The following is a 7,674-nucleotide window of genomic DNA, read 5'->3' on the forward strand; positions in this document are numbered from 1 at the left end:
ACGGGGGAAGGCAGACGATCAACGGGGAGGGTCCGGGGATGAGGCTCACGCTGGCGGAGGAGATCACGCTGCTGTCGCTGGACGACGAGTCCGGGGCGCTCAAGCGGCGGCAGTCGGCGGGCTGGGCCGTGGCGGGTGCGGTCCTGCTCGAACTGGTCATGCTGAAGCGGGTGTCGGTGTCGGGCAAGTACCTGCACCTGGTCGACACCTCGCCCACCGGTGAGGAACTGCTCGACGGACGGATCGAGTTGATGAGTGCCTGGCTGCGCGGCAAGAACATGCGCCGCGTGACCGACTGGCTGACCAAGGACCAGTCCAGGGTCATGGCCGCGGCGGTGGCCCGGCTGGCCGAGCGCGGTGTGGTCGGGGAGGAGCGGCACAAGGCGCTCGGCATCTTCCCGGTGCGCCGCCACCCGGAGATCGACGGCGAGGTCGAGCGCGCCCTGCGCGAGCGCCTCGCGTCCGTCGTGCTCGAGGGCGTCGAGCCGGACGAGCGGACGGCCGGCCTCGTCGCGCTGATCCATTCCGCGAAACTGCACGCGCTGGTCTTCCCCGACCGCCCGCGCAAGGAGACCTCCGCGCGCATGGCGGAGCTGGCCGAGGGGCAGTGGGCGGCCGAGAGCGTCCGCGCGGCGATCCGCGACATGCAGATCGCGATGGCGGCGGTCACGGTGGTGACGGTCGCGGCGGTCTGAGCGGGCCCGGTGTGGGCGGGTCCGGTGCGAGGGGTCCCGGTGTGAGGTGCACGGTGTGAGCGGGGCGGTCGGGCGGGCGGCGACGGGGCGAGGGCCGGCGGAGCGGTGGGGTCGGCCGAGTGGGCGGAGTCAGCGGGTATCCGTCGGGTAGTCGTACGTGGGTGTGTGCGGCAGTGCCGCCGCCAGCTCGGGGCGCCAGGCGCGCAGGACCGCCACCGAGGGGGCGTAGAGGTCCGTGGGCAGCTCGGCCGGGCCGAACCAGTCCCAGTGAGCGATCTTGTCCGGTTCGGTGACCGTCGGGGTGCCCTCGGCCGAGGTGGTCACGGCCGCCGCCGTGAGCCGGGTCAGACCGGGCCGGGTGCTGAGCTGCACGGACAGGATCCTGATCTCCCCGGGCGCGACGCGCAGGCCCGTCTCCTCGGCCAGCTCGCGGGCGGCGGCCTGCTCGAAGCCCTCCTCGGGGTCGACCTTGCCGCCCGGCAACTCCCAGTAGCCGTCGTGCGCCCGGCCGAGCAGCACCCGGCCGTCCTGGCCGACCACGACCAGGCCGACCCCGACGACGGCGTTGGGCCGCGGGACGGAGCGTGCGGGGTGCGCGGTCCGGTCGGCCGGCTCGGCCCGGTCGGTCGGTTCGGTTGGCTCGGCCGGCTCGGCCGGCTCGGTCTGTTCGGTGGCGTCGGGCCGTGCAGGGGGTTGCGTGCTCATGGGCGTCCTCCCGGGGTGCGGCTGGATAGGACAACTGTGCGGGTTTCGGTCAGGCTCCGCCCGCGCAGGCTTCCGGCGGTCTGATCGTCGTACGGTTCACCGGCTCAGGGGGCGCAATGGCACATCTGCTGATCATCGGTGGGGGAGTCGGGGGGCTGGCGACCGCACTGCTCGCGGCGCGCAGAGGACACACCGCCGAGGTCTTCGAACGCGACGCACGGGCCCCCGGCACGGCACTCGACCGGGACTTCTTCGGCTGGCGGCGGCCGACCGTGCCGCAGGCGAACCAGCCGCACGCGCTGCTCGGCGCCGCGCGCAACGTGCTGCGCGAGGAACTGCCCGACGTCCACGCGGAAATGCTCCGGCTGGGGGCACGGGAGCGGCACGAGCTGGACTGGTTCGACGAACGTCCGCCCGCGCGGCCCGGTGACGAGGACCTGGTGATGCTCCAGGCGCGGCGCATCGTGCTGGAGAGCGCGCTGGCCACGGCCGTGCGGGGCGAGCCGAGGGTGGTCGCGCGGCACGGGGAGCCGGTGGTCGGTCTGATCGCGGCCGACGGCCGGATGGGCGGCGGCCGGCTCGCGGGCGGCCGGGCGACCGGTGCGGGGGTCGCCGGTGGCGGGTCTGCCGGTGGCGCGGAGGCGCCGGTGCGGGTGACGGGGGTGACCACCGAGGCGGGCGCGTACCGAGGGGACCTCGTCGTGGACGCGGGCGGGCGGCGCGGCGGCGCCGAGCGGTGGCTGGCGGCCGTCGGCTGCCGGCCCGGCACCGTGGAGCGGCACCGTACCGGGCTCGCCTACTTCTGCCGCTGGTACCGGCTGCCGGAAGGACGCGAGGAGGGGCCGCGCCGGCCCTGGGCGGTGACCGGCGGCAGCTTTGCCGGCTGCGCGGTCTTCCCGGCCGACAACCGGGTGTTCGCCGTGACGCTGTTCGTGCACACCGGGGACGGCACGCGCTCCGCGCTGCGCGACCCCGACGTCTTCGAGGCCGCCGCGCGCGCGTTCCCGCCCGGCGCTGCCTGGCTGGGCCTGGGCGCCGAGCCCCTGTCGGGGGTCCTGGCCACGGGCGGTCTGGACAACCGCTGGAGTGCGCTCGTCGACCATCGGGGGCCGGTGGTGGCCGGGTTCGTGCCCGTCGGCGATGCCATCACCCACACCAACCCGACACTCGGGCAGGGCACTTCGCTGACGCTCTGGGCCGCGCTCAGGGTGGCCCGTACGGCACACCGGGAGCCGGGATCGGCGCGGTTCGCGGCCGACCACCACGCGTGGGCGGTGCGCACCCTCAAGCCGTGGTTCGACTTCCAGGTCGTCGCGGACGGGGCCATCGGGGAGCGGTTCGCGGCGCGGGCCGGGCGGACGGGGACGGCCCGGGAGGTGGCCGCGCTGTTCGACTGCGCGCTCGAGGACCCGGAGGTGATGCGAGCGCGGGCCAGGGTCCGCCACCTGGCCGATCCGCCGGAGCGGGCGTACGCGGATCCGGAGATCAGGGCGCGGGTGGCCCGGTGGCTGTCGGCCCGCCCCGACTACGCGCCGCACGAGGCCGGCCCGAGCCGCGCGGACTGGGAGAAGCTGACGGCGGGCTGAGCGGGCTGAGCGGGCTGAGCGGGCTGAGCGGGCTGAGCGGGCGGCCGGGGCCTGGGCCTGGCCTGGCCTGGCCTGGCCGGTGTCGGGGCCGGGGCCGGGTCAGCGTCTGCGTCTGCGTCAGCCGGCGGTGGGTCCGAGGACGTCGGCGAGGTCGTAGCCGACGACCTCCTCCAGCTGGGCGTACGTACAGCTCTCGGGCGCCCGGTCGGTCCGCATGCGGCGGAACTGCGCCGTGTGCCGGAAGCGGTCGCCCTCCATGTGGTCGTAGGCCACCTCGCAGACCCACTCGGGGCGCAGCGGCACCCAGGACAGGTCCTTCTTTCCGGTCCACCGGCTCTGCGCCCCGGGCAGCCGGGCACTCTCGTGGGCGGCCTCCTCCGCCCAGGCGGCCCACGGGTGGCCCTCGGGGGAGGGCATCCGGAGGGGTTCGAGCTCGGTGATCAGCTCGGCGCGGCGCTTCATGGGGAAGGCGGCGCAGACGCCCACGTGCTGGAGGGTGCCGTGGGCGTCGTGCAGCCCCAGGAGGAGCGATCCGACAATCGGACCGCTCTTGTGGAAACGGAATCCCGCGATGACGGCGTCGGCCGTACGCTCGTGCTTGATCTTGAACATGAGGCGGGCATCGGGCCGGTAGGGGAGGTCGAGGGGTTTCGCGACGACCCCGTCGAGCCCGGCGCCCTCGAAGCGCTCGAACCACTCCTGCGCGAGAGCGGGGTCGGTGGTCGCGGGCGCGAGATGCACGGGGGGCCGAGCAGTGGAGAACGCGCGGGTCAGGGCGGTACGGCGAGCGGCGAGCGGGGTGTCGAGGAAGGCCTCGTCGCCGAGCGCGAGCAGATCGAAGGCGACGAAGGCGGCCGGCGTCGTCTCGGCGAGCATCTTCACCCGGGAGGCGGCCGGATGGATCCGCTCGCTCAGCCGGTCGAAATCGAGCCGTCCGCCGTGGATCAGGACGATCTCGCCGTCGACCACGCAGCGGTCGGGCAGATTTGCCTTCAGCGCCTCCACCAGTTCGGGAAAGTACCGGGTCAGGCTCTTGCCGGTGCGGCTGCCGATCTCGATCTCGTCCCCGTCGCGGTGGACGATCGCGCGGAAGCCGTCCCACTTGGCCTCGTACTGCATGCCTGGGGGGATCTTGGCCACGGACTTCGCGAGCATCGGCTTCACGGGCGGCATCACCGGCAGGTCCATGCATCCGATTCTGCGGCGGTACGCCGGGACGTGCTCGGTGTGCGGGCCCGGCCGGGCCCGCCTACCGTGGCGGGCATGGGTGCTGCGGGCAATGCGATCGAGCTGGAGGCGGGCGGCCGGACGGTTCGGCTGTCCAGCCCGGACAAGGTGTACTTCCCCGAGCGAGGCCTCACCAAGGGTGACGTGGCCGCCTACTACCTCGCGGTCGCGGACGGCATCACCCGCGCCCTGCGCAACCGGCCCACGACCCTGGAGCGGTACCCGGAGGGGGTGGAGGGCGAGTCCTTCTTCCAGAAGCGGGCCCCGAAGAACCTGCCGGACTGGATCCCCACCGCCCACATCGCCTTCCCGAGCGGACGCAGCGCCGACGAGATCTGCCCGACCGAGCCGGCCGCCGTCCTGTGGGCCGCCAACCTGGGGTGTCTCACCTTCCATCCCTGGCCGGTGCGCCGGGAGGACACCGACCGCCCCGACGAACTGCGCATCGACCTGGACCCGCAGCCGGGCACCGACTACCACCACGCGGTGGCGGTGGCCCACGAACTGCGCGTCCTGCTGGAGGAACTGGGACTGCGCGGCTGGCCCAAGACCTCGGGCGGCCGGGGCCTGCACGTCTTCGTGCCGATCGCACCGCGCTGGACCTTCACGGAGGTCCGCAGGTGCGCCATCGCGATCGGCCGCGACCTGGAGCGCCGGATGCCGGGGAAGGTCACCACCGCGTGGTGGAAGGAGGAGCGCGGCGAGCGGATCTTCGTCGACTACAACCAGACGGCGCGCGACCGCACCATCGCCTCGGCCTACTCCGTCCGCCCGCACCCCCACGCCCCCGTCTCGGCGCCGCTGCGCTGGGACGAGCTGGACACGGCGGAGCCCCGCGACTTCGACATCGTGACGATGCCGGCGCGCTTCGCGGAACTGGGCGATCTGCACGCGGACATGGACGAGCACGCCTTCGAACTGGACGCCGCGCTGGAGCTGGCCGACCGCCACGAACAGGACCACGGCCTCGGCGACATGCCGTACCCCCCGGACTATCCGAAGATGCCGGGCGAGCCCAAGCGCGTACAGCCGAGCCGCGCGAAGCACGAGGACTGACGGTCGCCGCACGGGGCCGGAAACGGCGCGGACGCGCCGTCGTCACCATGGCATGATCGGTCGCATGCTCATGTCCCCCGTACGGAAGGGCGGCCACCGCCCCGCACCGTGAAGTGGCCGGACGACGCCCCGGTCGGCGCCGACGCCACCCTGCCCGACTGCCCTGGCGATGCCGTCGCCCAGCTGTGGAGCTGCCCGAGCAGGAGGGGCACACGTACGAGATCGTGGCGCGCCTCCTCGCGGGCGTCGGCCGGTGCGTGGAGCCGGACGATCCGTACGGGAGCGGTTCGGGGCGGTGGCGAGGGCGTCGGTGTCCGGACCGCCGGCCGTGAACGGATGTTGATCAGTCGTTGATAGGACGTCCATCGCGGGCGGCGAGGCTCTGGCGCATGTCGATGAACACCACCGCCACCGCCGCAGCCGCCCCCGCCTGGTACGAACTCGCCCTCTGCGCCCAGACGGGACCGGGCTTCTTCTTCCCGGAGCCCGGCTCCTCACTGCGCGAGGCGAAGCGGCTGTGCGGGGCGTGCGAGGGGCGGGTGGCCTGCCTCGAGTTCGCCCTGGCCAACGACGAGCGCTTCGGCGTCTGGGGCGGCCTCTCCGAAGCCGAACGCCAAGCCCTGCGCACCGGCCGCCCCTGACCCCCACGCGACCCCGGGGCCCCGGGACCCCTTCGGCCCCGCCGCACGATCCCGACCCCTTGGCCCCTTCCGCCCTGCCGCACGATCGCGACCCCGCGGAGCGGAGCGACTTCGCGCGGTTCTGGACGGCGACCGACCGTCCCGGAGCCGGGCCGTGGCCGGGAGACGCGAAACCCTGGCAGAGCGCGGCTCTGCCAGGGTTTCGTCGTCACTCGGACGAGTGAGCGGACACCGGTCGGTGCCGGTCCGCGGACGGGTCAGGCGGTGCGGGCGGCGATGCGCGCCGCACGGGCGGCCAGGCGCTCGTCGAACTTGCGGGCCTCGGCGTCCAGACCGTTCATGAACAGCCCGAGCTCCTCCTGGGCCTTCTGGCCCTGCGGGCCGAGACCGTCGATCTCCATGATCTTCAGGAAGCGGATCACGGGGCTCAGCACGTCGTCGTGGTGGATCCGCAGGTTGTAGACCCCGCCGATCGCCATCTGCGCCGCCATCCGCTCGAAGCCGGGCATACCGTGTCCGGGCATCCGGAAGCCGACCACGACGTCCCGAACGGCCTGCATCGTCAGGTCCGGGGCGAGCTCGAAGGCCGCGCCGAGGAGGTTGCGGTAGAAGACCATGTGCAGGTTCTCGTCCTGCGCGATGCGGGCGAGCATGCGGTCGCAGACCGGGTCACCGGACTGGTGGCCGGTGTTGCGGTGCGAGATGCGGGTCGCGAGCTCCTGGAAGGCCACGTACGCCACGGAGTGGAGCATCGAGTGGCGGTTGTCGGACTCGAAACCCTCCGACATGTGCTGCATCCGGAATGCTTCCAGCTTGTCGGGGTCCACGGCGCGCGAGGCCAGGAGGTAGTCGCGCATCACGATGCCGTGGCGGCCCTCCTCGGCGGTCCAGCGGTGCACCCAGGTGCCCCACGCACCGTTGCGGCCGAAAAGCGAGGCGATCTCGTGGTGGTAGCTGGGGAGGTTGTCCTCGGTCAGCAGGTTCACCACGAGCGCGATCTTGCCGATGTCGGTGACCTTGGACTGCGCCGGGTCCCAGGCTTCGCCGTCCTCGAAGAAGCCGGGGAAGTTGCGGCCGTCGCTCCACGGGACGTACTCGTGGGGCATCCAGTCCTTGGTGACCTTCAGATGGCGGTTGAGTTCCTTCTCGACCACCTCTTCCAGCGCGAACAGCAGCTTGGCGTCTGTCCACGCCTCAGAGCTGCCGAGGTGGGAAGAAGTGATCGTCACGGGTGCTCCTGAGTGCAAAGCGAAATACCTACGGTTCCGTAGCCTACGGAGTCGTAGGTTAAGCCTGACATCAAGACCAGCCAAGCCCCACAGGGACATCTGTCCGGTTACGTCACGTTATCTGTGCAGTTTGAGAGCCTTCTAGAGTGCCCCGAAGGGGCTAAAGTCATGCCGACAGGTGGTCCGCCCGCTCCCGCCTTGACGGCGGAAACGCGTGCGTGGAGGGCGTCGACCGGGTCGGTGACGCACGCCCCGGATTTCGTCGTGGCGCCGTCGGCCCTCCCCCGGGTGTCGAGCCCGAGGCGAAACGGTTCGCGCTTTCGCTCCCACGGGTTTCGTTCCGTGCGACGCGGGCCGCCGACGGCGCGGTCGCGGGTGCGGCCGTGGATTCCGCCGTCGAGCGCCTGTGGTCGACCGCTCTCCCCGTCGGATCCGACAGGGAGAGCGGTCGACCGGCCGCCGGACCGGGCGCTTAAACACAACACCCACCCCCCCCAACCCGGAAGGATCGGGGGTGTGGGGCGGGGGGGGGAGT

General features: G+C 72.8%; 7 protein-coding genes. 4 read left to right on the forward strand and 3 right to left on the reverse strand.

Annotated elements, in window-relative coordinates:
• The first annotated feature begins 38 nt into the window (after window positions 1-38).
• On the forward strand, window positions 39-695 hold the full coding sequence (locus ACWF9Z_RS16185) for a GOLPH3/VPS74 family protein (protein ID WP_453602595.1): 657 nt from the start codon (window positions 39-41) through the stop codon (window positions 693-695).
• Between the two features lie 129 nt (window positions 696-824).
• Here the strand turns inward: ACWF9Z_RS16185 and ACWF9Z_RS16190 are convergent, their stop codons facing one another.
• A complete protein-coding gene (locus ACWF9Z_RS16190; RefSeq protein ID WP_453602597.1) occupies window positions 825-1,400 on the reverse strand; it encodes a nucleotide triphosphate diphosphatase NUDT15 in 576 nt (191 codons plus the stop codon).
• A gap of 116 nt (window positions 1,401-1,516) precedes the next feature.
• On the opposite strand from ACWF9Z_RS16190, the gene ACWF9Z_RS16195 reads away from it, so the two are divergent.
• Window positions 1,517-2,986 (forward strand): NAD(P)-binding protein, encoded by a 1,470-nt coding sequence (locus tag ACWF9Z_RS16195; RefSeq protein ID WP_453602599.1) that lies wholly within the window; start codon window positions 1,517-1,519, stop codon window positions 2,984-2,986.
• Between the two features lie 117 nt (window positions 2,987-3,103).
• Here the strand turns inward: ACWF9Z_RS16195 and ACWF9Z_RS16200 are convergent, their stop codons facing one another.
• Window positions 3,104-4,174, reverse strand: coding sequence for an ATP-dependent DNA ligase (locus ACWF9Z_RS16200; protein WP_453602601.1), 1,071 nt, complete (start codon window positions 4,172-4,174; stop codon window positions 3,104-3,106).
• A 75-nt stretch (window positions 4,175-4,249) separates the two neighbouring features.
• Here ACWF9Z_RS16200 and ligD point away from each other — a divergent pair, with 75 nt between their 5' ends.
• Entirely contained in the window at window positions 4,250-5,269 is a 1,020-nt protein-coding gene (ligD, locus tag ACWF9Z_RS16205) for a non-homologous end-joining DNA ligase (protein ID WP_453602603.1), read from the forward strand.
• Between the two features lie 389 nt (window positions 5,270-5,658).
• Entirely contained in the window at window positions 5,659-5,910 is a 252-nt protein-coding gene (locus ACWF9Z_RS16210) for a WhiB family transcriptional regulator (RefSeq protein ID WP_453602605.1), read from the forward strand.
• Between the two features lie 257 nt (window positions 5,911-6,167).
• Here ACWF9Z_RS16210 and ACWF9Z_RS16215 read toward each other — a convergent pair whose 3' ends face one another.
• Window positions 6,168-7,139, reverse strand: a complete 972-nt coding sequence (locus ACWF9Z_RS16215) for an acyl-ACP desaturase (RefSeq protein WP_453602607.1) — start codon at window positions 7,137-7,139, stop codon at window positions 6,168-6,170.
• Window positions 7,140-7,674 lie beyond the last annotated feature (535 nt).

The sequence above is a fragment of the Streptomyces sp. NPDC054961 genome (assembly GCF_053609145.1).